The 15,195-nt window shown below is 38.3% G+C and carries 15 protein-coding genes; 7 read left to right on the plus strand and 8 right to left on the minus strand.

Annotated features, from left to right (window positions below; translation table 11 throughout):
* Window positions 1–48: 48 nt before the first annotated feature.
* Window positions 49–1,299 (minus strand): O-antigen ligase family protein, encoded by a 1,251-nt coding sequence (locus F895_RS01375; protein ID WP_005244245.1) that lies wholly within the window; start codon window positions 1,297–1,299, stop codon window positions 49–51.
* Window positions 1,300–1,502: 203 nt separating this feature from the next.
* Here F895_RS01375 and F895_RS01370 point away from each other — a divergent pair, with 203 nt between their 5' ends.
* From F895_RS01370 to F895_RS01355, 4 genes are all read left to right on the plus strand, one after another.
* Complete coding sequence (locus F895_RS01370; protein ID WP_005244247.1) at window positions 1,503–2,273, plus strand: DUF4184 family protein; 771 nt, start codon at window positions 1,503–1,505, stop codon at window positions 2,271–2,273.
* 144 nt (window positions 2,274–2,417) lie between these two features.
* Window positions 2,418–4,199 (plus strand): aspartate--tRNA ligase, encoded by a 1,782-nt coding sequence (aspS, locus tag F895_RS01365; RefSeq protein ID WP_005244249.1) that lies wholly within the window; start codon window positions 2,418–2,420, stop codon window positions 4,197–4,199.
* A gap of 189 nt (window positions 4,200–4,388) precedes the next feature.
* Window positions 4,389–4,610, plus strand: coding sequence for a hypothetical protein (locus tag F895_RS01360; RefSeq protein WP_005244251.1), 222 nt, complete (start codon window positions 4,389–4,391; stop codon window positions 4,608–4,610).
* A gap of 4 nt (window positions 4,611–4,614) precedes the next feature.
* Window positions 4,615–5,478 carry a lysophospholipid acyltransferase family protein gene (locus F895_RS01355; protein ID WP_005244252.1) on the plus strand — a complete coding sequence of 288 codons (864 nt, stop codon included), beginning with the start codon at window positions 4,615–4,617 and terminating at the stop codon, window positions 5,476–5,478.
* 18 nt (window positions 5,479–5,496) lie between these two features.
* On the opposite strand, the gene F895_RS01350 is transcribed toward F895_RS01355, so the two are convergent.
* The 6 genes from F895_RS01350 to F895_RS01325 form a co-directional block, all read right to left on the minus strand.
* Complete coding sequence (locus tag F895_RS01350) at window positions 5,497–6,303, minus strand: glycosyltransferase family 25 protein (RefSeq protein ID WP_005244255.1); 807 nt, start codon at window positions 6,301–6,303, stop codon at window positions 5,497–5,499.
* Window positions 6,304–6,390: 87 nt separating this feature from the next.
* A complete protein-coding gene (locus F895_RS01345) occupies window positions 6,391–7,164 on the minus strand; it encodes a glycosyltransferase family 25 protein (RefSeq protein ID WP_005244256.1) in 774 nt (257 codons plus the stop codon).
* A gap of 8 nt (window positions 7,165–7,172) precedes the next feature.
* On the minus strand, window positions 7,173–7,952 hold the full coding sequence (locus F895_RS01340) for a glycosyltransferase family 25 protein (RefSeq protein WP_005244257.1): 780 nt from the start codon (window positions 7,950–7,952) through the stop codon (window positions 7,173–7,175).
* Between the two features lie 77 nt (window positions 7,953–8,029).
* Window positions 8,030–8,944 (minus strand): glycosyltransferase family 32 protein, encoded by a 915-nt coding sequence (locus F895_RS01335; protein WP_005244258.1) that lies wholly within the window; start codon window positions 8,942–8,944, stop codon window positions 8,030–8,032.
* 75 nt (window positions 8,945–9,019) lie between these two features.
* The gene (locus tag F895_RS01330; RefSeq protein ID WP_005244259.1) at window positions 9,020–9,778 is read right to left on the minus strand and encodes a glycosyltransferase family 25 protein; all 759 of its coding nucleotides are present in this window, start codon (window positions 9,776–9,778) and stop codon (window positions 9,020–9,022) included.
* Between the two features lie 3 nt (window positions 9,779–9,781).
* A complete protein-coding gene (locus F895_RS01325; protein ID WP_005244261.1) occupies window positions 9,782–10,780 on the minus strand; it encodes a Stealth CR1 domain-containing protein in 999 nt (332 codons plus the stop codon).
* Between the two features lie 374 nt (window positions 10,781–11,154).
* On the opposite strand from F895_RS01325, the gene F895_RS01320 reads away from it, so the two are divergent.
* The 3 genes from F895_RS01320 to F895_RS01310 are packed head-to-tail and all read left to right on the plus strand — an operon-like array spanning window position 11,155 to window position 14,264.
* Window positions 11,155–12,036 (plus strand): ATP-grasp fold amidoligase family protein, encoded by an 882-nt coding sequence (locus tag F895_RS01320; RefSeq protein ID WP_005244263.1) that lies wholly within the window; start codon window positions 11,155–11,157, stop codon window positions 12,034–12,036.
* 36 nt (window positions 12,037–12,072) lie between these two features.
* The gene (locus F895_RS01315) at window positions 12,073–13,242 is read left to right on the plus strand and encodes a nucleotide sugar dehydrogenase (RefSeq protein ID WP_005244265.1); all 1,170 of its coding nucleotides are present in this window, start codon (window positions 12,073–12,075) and stop codon (window positions 13,240–13,242) included.
* Window positions 13,239–14,264, plus strand: a complete 1,026-nt coding sequence (locus F895_RS01310; protein ID WP_005244267.1) for an NAD-dependent epimerase — start codon at window positions 13,239–13,241, stop codon at window positions 14,262–14,264. The genes F895_RS01315 and F895_RS01310 overlap by 4 nt, the downstream gene beginning before the upstream one ends.
* An 81-nt stretch (window positions 14,265–14,345) precedes the next feature.
* Here the strand turns inward: F895_RS01310 and F895_RS01305 are convergent, their stop codons facing one another.
* Entirely contained in the window at window positions 14,346–15,101 is a 756-nt protein-coding gene (locus F895_RS01305) for a hypothetical protein (protein ID WP_005244269.1), read from the minus strand.
* Window positions 15,102–15,195 lie beyond the last annotated feature (94 nt).

Raw genomic sequence — 15,195 nt, forward strand, 5'->3', positions numbered from 1 at the left:
GAAAAAACCGACATTATCCTTCGACATATCGGTTGATTTCATCATAATTTATTTCATATTTTTCAATATGATAAAACTCATCAAGCTTGCTGTTATAAAAAAGAAAATATAAGTGACATAAGGGAAAAACAGATAATATTCTGTCAATCCACTCAGAAAGAATGAAAAAACAAATAAAAATCCTGCGAGTGCCAAATTTCGAACCAATTCGTTTCTGCTAGAAAACTGAGAAAAGAAAAACATCAGCGGAGTAAGTAATGAAATAATAAGCCCCATTAAACCGATCAAACCATTTGCAGCTAAATCCTGAAAGAAAATATTATGCTTATGTTGGAAACAACTAGGTAAAATCCCTTGCTCTGCTAGGCGACATTGCTCTTGCTCAACACCATAGGCACTGACCCCGATCAGAGGGTGTTTTTCAAACAATTCAATTGCATTCTCCCACATCACCAATCTTGCACCGGTACTATTTTGATAACTTTGATTTTCTATTGCATTTTTATCATTTTGAAAATCATCGAGACGACTAAACAACGGAGAGTTCGGAATAATGGCATTGATAATTACAAAAAATAAAAATGCTCCGCCAACAAATAAAAGCTTTTTTTTCTGAGTTTTATAGTAAAACAATATTAAAAATAAAAGTAAAAAAGGAACAATTAACCAAGTTCCTCTAGAACCATGTAATATAAAAATAAATAAACTCAGCAAGCTAATGCTGCATAATAGATATGCCCAATAGCCTCTTAAATAAAATGAGAAAACCAAAGCCACAATGCTTAAAGATACGAATACAATATCATATGAAATAATCGGATTATAAAACTGTGCAAACAAGCCTCGGTCAAAATCAAGTTGAAATCCAACAGCCCAGCTATAAAACATTAAGAAACCAATTACAATATAAAGAATAATAAAAAAATTCTTAACCCTATAGCCAAAGTAACTATAAATAGTAGGTAAAAAGCACAGTGGAATTACCCACAAGTATTGATTGACAATATTTTTATAAGTCCGATAAGGCCCGCCTGGAGGGATATCATCTAACCGATCAAAAAGATAATAACTTAGACTGAACGTAAAAAAACTGATTAGACAAAATAGAACCAATGGAATATTAACAACCACTTTTTTATTTTTTATTAAAACATAAATAAATGCTAGCAAATAAAAAATTGAAAGATACCAAACTCTAAAATTTTCATTAAAAATATAATAAAAAAATAAAATTAATATCGTTAATGAAATCAGCTTCGAAACTCTAGTTTCACCCAAGAAGTTTAAATAAAAACCCATAATAAAATTAAACCCCTACAGCACCCAAGTTAGATTATCAACCAATCAACAACATAAAAAACAACGTGCTATTGAAACAAAATTACAATTATAAAACAACTGAGTACAAGGGCAGAATAGTAATCATCGTTTATTTACAGAAAAATATTGTTGCCGCTTTTTCCCCGATGTAGCATCTAATTATCTTTATTGGCTATCTTATTATGCCTTTTACCCTTTCACATGCTGTTCTTGCGCCGCCACTCTCTAAACTCAGTCAAGGACATTTACCTGTCGCTGCTTTAGCCATTGGCTGTATGACTCCTGATCTATACCGGTTATTCACGCAGGAAACTATTGCCATTACGCATCAATGGTCTGGTCTTTTATTTCCCAACTTGCCGATGGGTCTATTGTTTTGCTTGTTCTGGTATTTAATTTACCGACCTGTCATCTACCGCGTTCTGGGCATTCAGCATCCTTTACATATCAATTCCTTTGATCAAGCTGTTAATTTCATCTTGATGAGTTGCTTTGCCATTCTTTTAGGGAGTGCAACACATTTAATCTGGGATGGGCTAACTCATCTCGACTTTCGTACGTTTGCATTTAAACAACTTCTTGCACAAAACATATCTCTACTGGGTGTTAATTACCCTCTGCATTTTGTCTTACAGATCGGTTCATCTCTCATCACGCTTCCGATTTTAATGCAGATGTGCTGGCATTATTATCAGCAGCATAAAGGCACTCAGCCAAGTTCAACTCAAGAGAGATGGTTTTTCGTGATTAGCCTGATCATCTGTACCGCTTCAGCACTTCTCTCTGTATGGGACTATAGCAGATATATACCTTCCTCACTTTGGCATAGCGAACGCTATTTCTTCATTGGAAAATCCATCAATGAGTTTACACAAACGGGCTTAAGTCTATTCACGGTCTCATGTTTATTCTTCTTATTTTTGTATCGCAACCATCGGCTGAAATCGTTTTAACAAAAAGCATCCGTTTTAAATTCTCTTGAAAATATTAAGACTTGAGACTCTACGTTCAACAAGGCATAATCTCCCCTTCATTGGTGCTGCGCTGTTTACGCATTCACCTTCTACAGCCAATATAGTTTGGATACATAATTCAATATGATGCGCACTCATTACTGTGGCTCTTTAACTGAAGCCCAAATCGATCAAACCGTTACGTTATGCGGATGGGTTCACCGTCGCCGTGACCATGGCGGTGTAATTTTCCTTGATATGCGTGACCGTGATGGTTTAGTACAGGTGGTGATCGATCCAGATACCCCTGAAGCATTCGCAACAGCCGATAAAGCACGTTCTGAATTTGTATTAAAAATTACAGGCCGTGTGCGTCGCCGCTATGAAGGTACTGAAAATGCCAACATGGTGAGTGGTCAGATTGAAGTTTTAGGTAAAGAAATCGAAGTTCTTGCAGCTTCTGATACTCCGCCATTCCCATTGAATGACGAAAACACCAATATTTCAGAAGAAATTCGTTTGAAATACCGTTTCTTGGACATTCGTCGTCCAGAAATGCTCGAGCGCTTGCGTTTCCGCTCTAAAGTGACCAACTTGATCCGTAACTATTTTGAAGATCATGGTTTCTTAGACGTTGAAACCCCAATTTTGACACGTGCAACCCCAGAAGGCGCACGTGACTATTTAGTGCCAAGCCGTGTTTCAAATGGGAGCTTCTACGCACTTCCACAATCACCACAATTGTTCAAACAGTTGTTGATGGTTGGCGGTATTGACCGTTATTACCAAATTGCCAAATGTTTCCGTGACGAAGACTTACGTGCGGATCGTCAGCCTGAATTTACCCAAATCGACGTTGAAACATCGTTCATGAGTGACGATGACATTATGGATTTAATGGAAGGCTTAACCGTTAAAATGTTCAATGAATTATTGAATGTAAAATTCGATAAATTTGAACGTATGACTTACGCTGACGCAATGCGTGACTATGCATCTGACAAACCAGATATGCGTATTCCGCTAAAACTTGTTGACGTTGCAGATTTAATGCAAGACGTTGAGTTCAAAGTGTTCGCTGGCCCTGCTAAAGATCCGAAAGGCCGTATTGTAGCTTTACGTGTACCTGGTGCAGGTTCACTGCCACGTAGCGCGATTGATGAATACACCAAATTCGTAGGTATCTACGGTGCTAAAGGCTTGGCTTATATCAAAGTCAACGAACTTGAAAAAGGCATCGAAGGTCTGCAATCACCAATCGTTAAATTCATCGAGCCAATCGTGCTTGATCTATTAAAACGTGTTGGTGCCGAGAATGGCGATATCGTGTTCTTTGGTGCTGATAAAGCCAAAGTTGTAAACGATGCAATGGGCGCACTACGTGTCAAAATCGGTCATGATCTCAACCTTGCAACTTGTGAGTGGGCACCACTTTGGGTTGTTGACTTTCCAATGTTCGAAGAAACTGATGATGGCAAATGGACTTCTGTTCACCACCCATTCACACTTCCAAAATCAAGCGTTGAAGAAGTGAAGAGTAACCCTGGTGCAGCACTTTCTGTTGCCTACGACATGGTATTGAATGGTACTGAAATCGGTGGCGGTTCACTTCGTATCTATACTTTAGAGATGCAAAAGGCAATCTTTGAAGCTTTAGGTATTGGTGAAGAAGAAGCTGAAGAGAAATTCAGTTTCTTACTCAATGCATTACGTTACGGTGCGCCTCCACACGGTGGTTTGGCATTTGGTCTTGACCGCTTAATTATGCTCATGACAGGTGCATCTTCGATTCGTGATGTGATTGCATTCCCGAAAACCAAGACTGCTGAATGTCCGTTGACTCAAGCACCAGCGCCAGTTGAAGCAAATCAATTGCGTGACTTGGGTATTCGTTTACGCGAAAAACCTAAAGCTGAAGAAAAATAAACTCTGAGTTTATGCTTCAACAAGAACCCTGCCCCGTGCAGGGTTTTTTTATATCCCTACAATTCCCCTCCTTTTAGGAGATGAGGAACGATTATAGTCCCGCAACGGGAAGGTAAAATAAGGATTTATACTTTGAGATCATGTCCGCTAATGGCATAATAGACTGCTTTTTATTGAGAGGTCAGTCTTATGGCAATGCGTCCTGATGTACGTCGACATGCAATTATCATTATTGTGTTTTCACTTGCTCAATGGTTCTTTATGCGTTACATCTTGGCAAATGAGCTCTTCAACATGGATACCAATCAACGTATTTTATACTTCTGTGTCAGTAGCTTAGCAGGTGCCTTACTGATCTTCGTTGCATTGATCTACATGGTACTTAAAGGCAACGCCGATAAACAAGATTAAAAGCATGTCGTTTTATCCTACACTTCTTCGTCTTCTACCTTTAGCATTTTTGCGCAGTATCGCAAAAGTGGCAGCTTACGTTATTAATCAAAATCCGAATAAAAGTATGCTGTGGAAAACCAGAGTCAATCTTGGGCTGGCTTATCCTGAACTCGGTCAAGAGCAGAAAGAACGGCTGGCTCGAGAGAGTGTGACCAAGCAATGTCTCAGTTATGTCGAATCTGGTAAATGCTGGGCAATGCCTCCTGAATGGAGCATTCAGCAGATTCAGAAGGTACATCATTTAAAGGTATTAACAGATGCACTCAGTGATCCAAGAGGTGCATTGATTATTACCCCTCATTTAGGCACTTGGGAAATGATGAATGCATGGGTGCATCAATATGGTATACCGACCATCATGTATAAGCCAATGAAAGACTCAGGCTTTAATGCATTTGCCCTGCACGCACGTCAGCGTCTTAACGCCACTTTGGTTCCTACTGATGCATCTGGCGTCAAAGCCTTGTTTAAAAACTTAAAACAAGGTGGTTTCAGTGTCATTCTACCTGATCATGTACCTGATCCATCTGGTGGAGTTGTCGTTCCTTTTTTCGGAATCCCTTGTCTAACCAGTACTCTGGCCAGCAAAATGGCACAGAAAACCCAATGCCGTTTAGTTGGCCTCAGTTGTTTCCGTCGTGAAGATGGTGACGGTTTTGATGTGTATTGTGATGATCTAAATGATCCTCAGCTCTATGATCGCGATATCGAAGTTGCCACAACCGCGCTCAATCAAGCGGTTGAACAAATGATTAACCGCTTTCCTGCTGAATACATGTGGGGCTATAAACGGTTTAGAGGTGGAGATGAATCTCTCTATAAGTGAAGACTTATTTGATTCACACTATTTAAACTTCACCCTCCGATAAGCAGAAAAATCTTTAAGTTTCAAAATTTGCCGAAATAATCGAAAAAGCTCTCTCTTTATTTTGACAGATAGGCTCATATTCTGTTTTTGTTGAAGTCGTAGCAGCTTCTCTGCATGATGGCGAACAGAACGTTCCACTTCCAAATGGCTCGGCAAGTTATCATATTTATTATAAATATAGAAATCTTGCGCGCAAATGGCTGGCGTCATTTGATAGACTTTATATTTTCCATTTTTAACATCACAGCCAAATAAAATATGATCTACAGGCACTAACTCTGGCATATCTACAATCAACTTAAGATAATGTTTGGCTGCAGTTTTTGATAAAATATAGCCAGCCCCTCCCAAATGCATTGCTTTTAAATGATATAAGCCTCTACCACTTTTTGATAATTTTGAAAAAAATGAAAGATCAACTTCCTTATCAAAAGCCTCTAGCTTTATGATATGGATATCATCAGGAATCCATGCAAAATCTTTAAAAAAACTTTGTATATCTTCACCTAGATAAACATCATCTTCAAAAATTGCCATGTATTCGAGATTTTGATCAACAATTTTTTTCCAAAGCATAACATGGCTTAACAAGCAGGCAAGTTCACCATCCGTTAAGACACCTTTACGAGTTAAATCAATCTGGACACTGTCTGCAGCACAAGATAGGGTTTTTGGTGTAATTGCATCATAAAAATTAAAAACAACTGAGTTTTTACTAAACTCCTCCCTGATATGTTGTCTTCTTTCATGTGCTGAATCTAAACTAATAACAAAAACGCTCACCTATGGAACCATTATCCTTTAGACTATAAATCACAATTATATACAATTAAAATGTAAAATTTAAAGCTGTACACAGAACTCAGTAAGCTAATCCTGCTGCTTCTTTATGAATTTCAAGCTGGTCTTGTAAGGGGCTTCAAACAATTGAGTAAAAATTCGGTTGAATTCTCTTAACAACTTTTTCCATCCCTGTGGTTTGACCTTTTTTTTATCACGCCACTGAAGTGTAGTCTTAAATTTCTGATCCTCAGGGTTGAGTATGTAGTCTTGAATACATAGCGTTGGATTTAACTGATAAATGCCCAGTCCACCCTCGTTGATATAGTTGCGAAAAACAATTTGATCAACATGATCAAGAGTATCCTGTTGCTTTATATAATCCAGTAATGCTACAGCACCATTGTACGTTAAAATATATCCAGCAGCGCCCAAATGTGGCTTTTTAAGTTTTCGCAACACAAAATCTTTATCATCAAAAACCTGTAGCTGATCTAAATCTAAAATCACACTTTTATAAGACTTTTCTAGCTTAACAATATCGACCTTTAACCAATTTGCATCTTTTAGAAATAACTCAGCATCATCACTTAAATGGATATCATCTTCAAAAATTGCAATCGCAGGTATTTTCTCATCAAGAACTTTTTGCCATAGAGAAACATGACTTAATAAACACGCCAGCTCATTTCTGGTTAAATCTCCTTGGTGGAGCGTGAAATTAATTTTTTCAGCCTGACTCTCAATCTGAACAGGCTCAATTGCATCGAAAAACTGAAAGGGAATACTTTGATTGCCAAACTGATTTTCAATATGAGTTCTACGATCAGATGCTGACTTTAAGCTGATGACAAAGTTTTTCACATACGTCCCTATTTAAATCCGACTGACTTTAAAAAAATTAAATTTCTTATTTGCAAAATAATCCTTTGCAGCTCAATAAGAATTTTACTCATTCCTCGTTTCTTATTATATTGCATTCGTACCAAACGCTCTTTATACAAATGACTTGCAAACTTCACACTGTCTTTTGTTGAATAAAGTGTTACATCTTGAATACATAGGGCAGGTTTCATCTGAGATACAGATAAGATTTTATCTTGAATAAGCTTTTCAAACATAAGGTGATCTAATGCAATCAGCTGATCGAGAGATTGAATATAATTGATTAACTGCTTAGCTCCATGCAAGGATAAAATATAACCTGCGGTGCCAAGATTCTTGCTTTTAAGCTCAAATAACGTTCTATCTGGAGTGCTATTAAATTCTTTAATTTTTTGGCCTAGAGCGACCTTCGGAGTGAATTCTTCAATTTTGATCAAATGCCAATTTTGCTCGATCCACAACGCATCTGTTAAAAAAACACTTACATTATCGCCCAAATAAATATCATCTTCAAAAATAGCCATATGTGGAATATTGTCGTCCACCATCTTTTTCCACAAAAACACATGACTCATGAAGCATGCCACTTCACCTTTTGTTAAAGCATACTCATCGATATTTAAACCAAGCTCTTGGGCAAATAATGCTGCTGGTTCAGGTGTCAAGGCATCAAAAAATTCAAAATCGATACCTTTCTTACTGAATTCGCTATTGATATGTATCCTGCGCTCATGTGCAGTAGATAAACTGATAACAAATTTTTTCATGGCAATAGAAACATTGGTCTTACTGCTATTCTACTTGCTTCCATGCTCCCTTTCACCCTCAATTTCTTCGAGTCTTGTTAAGAAATGTCCAACAATGAACCTTTTAAATACATTCCCTTTTCATAATAATGGCTCAAGGTTTTCCTCTCCTTCCCAGCAAGCTTGATTAGTCTCGGCATTTCTACGGGTGGTGAGTTGATCGCCATATCGATAAGAACTTTCTCTTTACTCCATTGGTGTTTTACTTGAATAAATAATGCGTTTTTATCACAGTTAATTAAGCTCATACTCGGCAAATGATCGCGCATCACCTTCTGACAAGCCACGTAAGCGACCAAATATTCCAGACGGCCAATCTCTTGGAACAAGTCTAGATAATGCGGCTCAGTCTTCTTGAGCTGTTGAAGGTAGTTTTTAGGACTCACTTCAATGGCTTTAGTAAACTCTTCAAGCCAATACTTAAAAAAAATGTTCTTTTCTTCACTTGCCAACAACCAATTCTCCAATACAGGAAAGTCATTGATGGTGGTATTTTTGGCGCGATAATAAGCAAAACTATTGGTCTGGTTTTTCGTCACCAGGCTCTGAATCCAGTCCAGGCTTTCATAAACAATAATACTGGCATCCAACCAAATTCCACCATATTGATACAGCAGATCCAAACGAATCAGGTCAGCCTTTTGTTGTGGGGTGATGTGTTGAAAACGATCAAAATCAATATTACAAAAGTCCTTGAGTGTGTCTGGTGTCAAAAAATTGACTTCATAGTGTGGATTGGTTTTTTTTACTTGCTCAACACACTTTTCTATAAACCCAGAGAGAGAGCCCTCCCAATACATCCATATTTTTTTAGGAATGATTGCATTATGCACAATCGGATTTAATACAATCAGATCTGCATCATTGTCTATGGCTTCATTTGTTCCTCTCTTTTTATTTGCATACATCGTATAAAATTTTAAGAGATAGAATATTTTTTTTAATATTTTCATAAAAGGGACTCAGTCATGCTCTTAAACTGCTTTAGCTTGTTATTTAAACCAGGCAATCTATGCAGACAATTTTCATTAAAAAATTAAATGTTTAAATGCATAAAAACGGTCACGCCACATGCGTTTCTGCTTTTTAAAAGCATGAGAAGAATCACGTTTTTCCAAATCCTTACGCTGAATACCCTGCGTTGCAACGGTACCCAAAATATCACTGTCCAATCCGGCAGGTTTTACAAAAGGGCCCCAAACACCTAAGCCTTTACCATTTTTACTGAGCCAGCCCTGAAAGAAAATATCGACAGGTACATTTATATTTTTACCACGTCTGACAAACTCTTCGGCCCCTTTACGAGACCAAAGCAAGCCGACCCCACGGATTGGAAAATAATAGGCATGCCACAAGTTATAATGCGCCATCTGAACAATATCTTTGGCAAGTTTTTTCTTTTTAGCTGCCAGATTGACCACATACCAATCTAATGCTTTATGCTGATCCAGATAATTGAGCAGCGACTCAAGATTATGTTTAAAGTTGGGCAAAACCTGAATATCATCTTCCAGCACTAGCAAATAATCAGCATCGGTTGCAAGAAATTTTTCCACACAGCCATAATGGCTCAGATAACATCCCAGCTCTGAGTTGATCAGACTACGACCTAAAATTCGTTGAGCCTCTGCATCATCGTACTGTTTGAACTCTGATAAGTCCTTACCTCGCCCATCATAGGCTGCAAAACGAGTAAATGGCCAACCCTGTTGCTGTAATTGGGCCGTTGCATTGGCGAGACGCTGATCACTGCCATCGAGATTAATCAGATAAGTTTCAACTTTCATCATTTATCCTTTGGCCGTTTCAGCCAATAAAACTTTCGGGATATAGCCAGCCAATTTCTGGTTTAGGGCTGCATAAATTTCAGCAGCTGCCGCACCATTCAATTGATCCAGACTTTGCATACACCCGTATTTAATCTGTTCATTCCCCAGACTTTGCAAGAAGCGACTTAAACTGCTTTCATTTTTTAAATACGCAATTTCAAGATCAGGTTTCAGCAAGGCCTCATCTTTTTGAATTTTCAGATGATTCATCAATGAAATCGGATTGATTTGTTCTACACTGCGAAACTTATACTGAATCTGTTTTTCTAGAAACTGGGGATGGGCCAGTAAATAGTCTTGTAATATTTTTCGGTCAACTGCATGTGGATAATGATGAATTTCGAAAAACCTGTTAAATCCTAGTATATCTGCACCTAACATTTGTGCAATCATATGCTTAGGTTGTATTGGCTTGGCAAAATACTGATTTAAAAGCTGTCGATACCAAAGCTTGGCCTTGAGCGCAAAACTACTTTGCCAATGCCCGTAAATCACCATTTTCTGATCAACCAGAATATCGTCCAATTGCGCTGGTGCGTTAAAAAAGAAGTCATCATTCAAATAAAAAAAGTAATCAGACAACCCTTGAATATTCCAAATCATGCTTTCAATCGAACGCGTGTTGAAGGTCGGTAAGTATTGCTCATAACCTGCAAAGATTTCACGATGATCAACGATGCGAATTTTATCCGCCTCACAAATCCCATCCTGAACAAATTCATTAATCCACTGCGGTTGCTGACCGTCCGTCACAATATAAATGTATCGACAAAATGGAACATATTTTAAAATCGATGCAACGTTATAGTAAATTTCATGGTTGCTGGCAAAGCGGGTATCACTAATCGCATCAGAAGCTTGGGTTTTACCCTGATACTGCATGCGTTTCTGTTTTAACTTCGGATCATTACCATCCACCCAAGCAATTACCACATCAACCGGTTGCATCATTTCACTCATCAATTCACTCTTAAACGATCAGAAAGCTCGAAAATACGGCTCAGCATGTTTAATCTAGGGCCTATGATAACACCACTGTCCTGTTTACAGGCAGTCTCTTTTCGTAATGGCAGGGGGACAATAATCTCGATCATTTCATATAAATCAATATATTATAATTTTCTAAGTTTTCACAGCGATAAGGCGTTCAACCAACAAATGATTTCTTTGCATTCAGCAGATTTATTAATCCCAACTTAAAACCTCACAATCTTTAACAAAATCAAACCTTTTTGAATTATTTTACACCTAAACTCTCCATCTTTTTATTAGACGGATTTAGGTATTTTTATTATAATTACAGGTTACTTTGACGGGATTTAATCTTTTGACTGATGATTTATAACTACTTTGAGTATCAAGCAAAAATAATTAGAACTAAATTTGTCTCAGATAAAGCGTACTTGACTAAACGGTTTATCTGCAAATTAGGTTATACCCCTGATTTTTGCTCACCAAAAAGCTTCAATGAAAAAGTTACAGCCCGAATGATTTTCGAGCGAAGTCCCTTATTCACAAAATTAGCTGACAAATGTGCAGTAAGACAACTTGTTTCAGCTAAAGTTGGTGATGCCTATTTTGTTCCACTGATTGGCGTTTATACGTGTTTTGATGAGATTAACTTCGATCAACTACCCGACCAATTTGTTTTAAAATGTACCCATGACAGTGGTAGTGCCATGATCTGTCGTGATAAAAGTAAATTTAATATCACGGCAGCCTCTACTAAAATCAAAAATCATCTCAAAATGAATATGTATTTTAGAAAACGGGAATGGCACTACAAAGATATTTGCCCTAAAGTGTTGGTTGAACAGTATGTTGAGCTCTATGTAGATCCAGTCAGCCAATCCACCATTACGACGTGTCGTGTACATTGCTTTGAAGGTCGTCCAGAATATCTTGAAATTGATGTCCAAGATGCACAAGGCAAAGACTATTCAAACATTTATGATACACAATGGCAGTTACAGCCATTTCGGGTCGATCTTAAAGATAATTCCCCATCAGCTTTAGCTGTGCCAAAACAATTGCAGGATATTATTCAATTGTCAGAAAAACTCAGTTTAGCATATGGCTATAGCCGGATAGATTTCTTACTTTCTCAAGATCATGTGTATTTTAGTGAAATCACACTCACTCCGAATGCAGGACGTATGGTGATTACACCCGTAGAATGGGATTTTAAATTAGGGTCACTCTGGTTATCCTATTAACCCGTCCATGATGTATATCGAATCTGTTAGGTACTTATGAAAATAGCGATTGCTGGAACAGGATATGTCGGGTTGTCAAATGCAATGCTATTTGCACAACACCATGAAACTATTGCCCTGGATATCCTCCAAAGTAAAGTAGATTTACTGAACAACAAAGTATCACCGATTCAAGATCATGATATTTCAATTTTTTTAAAAGAAAAAAAGTTAAATTTCACAGCGACGACAGATAAACAACTGGCGTTTCAAGGTGCTGACTTTATTATTATTGCCACGCCCACCGACTATGACCCTCAAAGCAACTACTTTAATACCCAAAGTGTGGAAAGTGTCATTCAGGATGTACTGGCAATTAATCCGAACGCGACCATGATCGTCAAATCCACCGTTCCTGTTGGTTTTACTGAACAAGTCAAACAGAAATATCAAACCCAAAACATTATTTTCTCACCCGAGTTTTTACGTGAAGGTAAAGCACTGCACGACAACCTCTACCCTTCACGAATTATCGTCGGTGAGCAATCTGAACGTGCACAACAATTTGCAGATCTATTATTAGAAGGTGCCATAAAACAAGATATTCCTGTACTTTTGACTCATTCAACCGAGGCCGAGGCAATTAAGCTATTTGCCAATACTTATTTGGCCATGCGAGTTGCATTCTTTAATGAATTAGATACCTACGCGCAAAGTTTCGGTCTGGATACCAAACAAGTGATTGATGGGGTTTGTCTTGATCCTCGCATTGGTAATCATTATAACAACCCATCTTTTGGTTACGGCGGTTATTGTTTACCCAAGGACACCAAACAACTATTGGCCAATTATAACAATGTACCTAGCAATCTGATTAAAGCGATTGTAGATGCCAATCGAACCCGTAAAGATTTTATTGCCGATTCTGTTCTTGCCAAAAATCCAAGTACAGTCGGTATTTATCGCTTGGTGATGAAAAGCGGTTCAGACAATTATCGTGCCTCTGCGATTCAAGGCGTGATGAAGCGCTTAAAAGCCAAAGGCATTGAAATCATCATTTATGAACCGACCTTCCATGAAGATAGTTTCTTTAAGTCAAAAGTGACCCAAGATTTAAATGAGTTCAAGCAATCGTGCGATGTGATTATTGCCAATCGCCTCTCCAGTGATTTGCTCGATGTACAAGATAAAGTTTATACCCGAGATATTTTTGGAGGCGATGAATGAAAGTTCTAGTCACAGGTGCTGCTGGATTCATCGGCTTTAGTGTTGCAAAAAAACTGCTGGAACGCGGTGATGATGTGGTCGGTTTTGATAATTTTAATAATTATTATGACCCTTCTCTTAAAGAAGCACGTGCTCAGCAATTACAATTATTGGCTGAACGCCAAGATACAGGCAACTTTAGTTTAATCCGTGAAAACCTAGCCAATAAAGCCATTGTTGATCAATGTTTCCAAGATCATAGTTTTGATCGTGTAATTCATTTGGCTGCGCAGGCTGGTGTACGTTATTCACTTGAAAATCCACATAGCTATGTGGAAAGCAATCTGATTGCCTTTACCAATATTTTAGAAGCTTGTCGTTATGCTGAAACAGCGCACTTGACCTATGCCAGTACCAGTAGTGTCTATGGTGCCAATACCACTATGCCATTCAGTGAACAACACGGCGTAGATCATCCATTGCAGTTTTATGCTGCAACCAAACGCGCCAATGAACTCATGGCACATAGCTATAGTCATTTATTTAAATTGCCAACCACAGGTCTACGCTTCTTTACCGTCTACGGTCCTTGGACACGTCCAGATATGGCTCTGTTCAAGTTCACCAAAAATATTTTTGAAGGCAAACCAATTCCAGTATTCAATCACGGTAATCATACCCGTGACTTCACTTATATTGATGATATTGTTGAAGGCATCATTCGTACTAGCGACAAGATTGCGACACCAGACGAGACTTGGGACAGCAACCATCCAAATCCATCCACCAGCAATGCCCCATTTAGAATTTTCAATATTGGGAACAACCGTACAGTCAAACTGATTGAATATATTCAGGCCATAGAAAAAGCCGCAGGTAAAGAAGCGATTTTAGATCTACTTCCTCTGCAGCCTGGTGATGTACCTGATACCTTTGCCGACAGCTCTGCACTAGAAAACTATGTGGACTATAAACCAGCGACTTCAGTGATCGATGGCGTGAAAAACTTTGTTGATTGGTACCGCCAATACCACAATATTTAACAAGACTTAAAGCAAAAAATCAGGCGAAATGCCTGATTTTTTTATTCTACCCACCCCTTCTAAGGATACGTAACGCTTGGATTACTGCCAAGACTCTTTAATCCAGTCCGATGGCAACACATAACGATACCATTTACCACCGCCACCACTGATCGCATCTGGTGGATTAATCTCGCCATGGAAAATAATGATTTTCGCACCTTTCGGTTTTACTGGCGGCTGGAAATAAGCAAAGGGAACTCGACGCAAGCAGTGATATTTATAACTCTTGCACCAATCTTTATCCCAATAGCTCAGCTTGCCTTCTTTATGCACAAACCAAGACAGATACTCTTGTTCATTACGGAACTTTTGACTAATCTGTTTAAAGTTTGCACGAAAATACGGCAAAATGTCAGGGAAAGCTCCCAGTTTAAAACGATAAACTGAACTATTACCGGTGATGCGCCAAGGACGTTTCCAGTCATGAATCACCAAGAATTCTCCTTCCGCTTGGAAGAAGCAGTCAATATTATCAATGATCACTACATCCAGATCGAGGAACAGTGCATTACCTTTTAAGCCATAAAGATCCGGTTCAAACGTTGAAAGCTTATTCCAACCACGTTCAGGACTCCCCGCAGGTAAATCCAACGATGGAATTGGGAAACATTGAATATTGGGATCAATGCCCTCTGTACGATCCGTCAGGCAGACCATCTTAAAAGGCAAAGTCAGATGACGTTTGACCATGTTATACAAACGGTTGACATACTCAGCGCCATATTTGGTTCCCCACTTCATGCATAAAATCACATTGTCTTCAGGAGTTGCCGAATTTTGTTGAATCTCTACCATCTGATAACCTTAAATGCTTGAGATATGACGGCTCACTTTGTCGAAAAAAAACAAAAGTGTTCAATCATATGCACTGAATATATGCTCATCTTAG

It is taken from the genome of Acinetobacter sp. CIP 64.2, from assembly GCF_000369645.1.
Lineage (GTDB): Bacteria > Pseudomonadota > Gammaproteobacteria > Pseudomonadales > Moraxellaceae > Acinetobacter.

Excerpts from the sequence above, each read along its gene's own strand:
- F895_RS01375 (WP_005244245.1), bottom strand. The coding sequence starts at position 1,299 with ATGGGTTTTTATTTAAACTTCTTGGGTGAAACTAGAGTTTCGAAGCTG.
- F895_RS01370 (WP_005244247.1), top strand. The coding sequence starts at position 1,503 with ATGCCTTTTACCCTTTCACATGCTGTTCTTGCGCCGCCACTCTCTAAA.
- aspS (WP_005244249.1), top strand. The coding sequence starts at position 2,418 with ATGATGCGCACTCATTACTGTGGCTCTTTAACTGAAGCCCAAATCGAT.
- F895_RS01360 (WP_005244251.1), top strand. The coding sequence starts at position 4,389 with ATGGCAATGCGTCCTGATGTACGTCGACATGCAATTATCATTATTGTG.
- F895_RS01355 (WP_005244252.1), top strand. The coding sequence starts at position 4,615 with ATGTCGTTTTATCCTACACTTCTTCGTCTTCTACCTTTAGCATTTTTG.
- F895_RS01340 (WP_005244257.1), bottom strand. The coding sequence starts at position 7,952 with ATGAAAAAATTTGTTATCAGTTTATCTACTGCACATGAGCGCAGGATA.
- F895_RS01335 (WP_005244258.1), bottom strand. The coding sequence starts at position 8,944 with ATGAAAATATTAAAAAAAATATTCTATCTCTTAAAATTTTATACGATG.
- F895_RS01330 (WP_005244259.1), bottom strand. The coding sequence starts at position 9,778 with ATGAAAGTTGAAACTTATCTGATTAATCTCGATGGCAGTGATCAGCGT.
- F895_RS01325 (WP_005244261.1), bottom strand. The coding sequence starts at position 10,780 with ATGAGTGAAATGATGCAACCGGTTGATGTGGTAATTGCTTGGGTGGAT.
- F895_RS01320 (WP_005244263.1), top strand. The coding sequence starts at position 11,155 with ATGATTTATAACTACTTTGAGTATCAAGCAAAAATAATTAGAACTAAA.
- F895_RS01315 (WP_005244265.1), top strand. The coding sequence starts at position 12,073 with ATGAAAATAGCGATTGCTGGAACAGGATATGTCGGGTTGTCAAATGCA.
- F895_RS01310 (WP_005244267.1), top strand. The coding sequence starts at position 13,239 with ATGAAAGTTCTAGTCACAGGTGCTGCTGGATTCATCGGCTTTAGTGTT.
- F895_RS01305 (WP_005244269.1), bottom strand. The coding sequence starts at position 15,101 with ATGGTAGAGATTCAACAAAATTCGGCAACTCCTGAAGACAATGTGATT.